The organism is Neisseria sp. P0009.S007 (genome assembly GCF_051962515.1).
Genome location: NZ_JBQCVF010000757.1, coordinates 1 through 832, shown reverse-complemented (window position 1 = coordinate 832; position 832 = coordinate 1). Strand labels below are relative to the sequence as shown.

Below are 832 nucleotides of genomic sequence, written 5' to 3'. Positions count from 1 at the left end.
TTGGATTTCAGACGGCCTTGTTTATGTGCTTGAGTCGAAGTAAGTAAATATCGATTTGTCTATATTTTTGAGTTTGTTTAGAAATATAGCGGTTGATATGAAGAGATGATGTATTGGCCGAATATTCATTCGTGTTCGTGTTCGGGTTTGTCGTATTATTTAGTAAAGAGATTATTTATGAATAAAATCAAAATCTTTGGGATAGGTCTGACTGCTTTGGCTTTAGCTTCATGCGGCACTCCGCAAAAGCCTGCTGTTGATACGGCAAAACCTGTCAAGCCTGTTTCCTCTGCAAAACGACCTGTATTTGATGCTGCGGCTGAATCTGTTGCCAGCAGCGGTTTTAATGAGAACGTCAATGTTCAGCAGTTTATCCAATATGAAGTGAAAAACCGCCGTTTCAGTGCAGAAGAGTTGCGCAATTTCTTTAATGGCGTGGTGTATAAAGGCAACATTATTACCATTATGTACCGCCCAAGCACTTCGCGTCCTTGGTATGAATTCCGCACCGGTAACTCTGGTGCAGCTAAATTTAACGGCGGCAGACAATTCTATGCGGCAAACCGTGCTGTAATCGATGATGTGGCACGCAAATACGGTGTTCCTGCCGAATTGATCGTGGCGATTCTCGGTATTGAAACCAATTACGGCAAAAATACAGGCAGCTTCCGCGTTGCCGATGCTTTGAGTACATTGGCCTTTGATTATCCTCGCCGTGCCGAATTTTTCCAAAACGAATTGAGCGAACTTTTGCTGATGGCAAAAGAAGAAAAAGAAAATATCTTTGACTTCAAAGGCAGCTATGCCGGCGCGATGGGCATGCCGCAATTTA

At 43.0% G+C, this 832-nt stretch carries 1 protein-coding gene; it reads left to right on the top strand.

The window, feature by feature from the left end:
- Window positions 1-177: 177 nt before the first annotated feature.
- The coding region (locus tag ACTHS3_RS16160) for a lytic murein transglycosylase (protein WP_440368529.1) at window positions 178-832 on the top strand (655 nt) is incomplete at its 3' end.